This is a genomic window from Mesorhizobium sp. M8A.F.Ca.ET.208.01.1.1 (assembly GCF_004791315.1).
In the GTDB taxonomy this organism is placed as follows: Bacteria; Pseudomonadota; Alphaproteobacteria; order Rhizobiales; family Rhizobiaceae; genus Mesorhizobium.
Map to the genome: position 1 here is coordinate 1 of NZ_SRUT01000335.1, position 295 is coordinate 295.

A 295-nucleotide genomic window follows, 5' to 3' on the forward strand; every position below is an offset into this window, starting at 1 on the left:
CCTCGACGAGGTGCTGGCGATTTCCGACCGCGTCTACACGATGAAGGACGGCGCGGTCGTGGCCGAGCACCACACCGCGGACGTCACCGCGCCGGAGCTGCACGAGATCATGGTCGGGCGCGGCCTGCAGGCGGAGTATTACCGCGAGGCGCGCCAGCAGCCGCCGGGCGACAAGCTCATGGTCGAGGTCAAGGGACTGGGCGCGAACGGTTTTTATCGCGGCGTCGATTTTTCGATCCGGGCCGGCGAGATCGTCGGCATCGCCGGCGTCGTCGGCTCCGGCCGCGAGGAGGTG

The 295-nt window shown here is 69.2% G+C and carries 1 pseudogene; it reads left to right on the forward strand.

Features of this window, described 5'->3' with window-relative positions:
- A pseudogene (locus tag EN851_RS35540) lies at nt 1-295 on the forward strand (sugar ABC transporter ATP-binding protein); the annotation flags it as partial.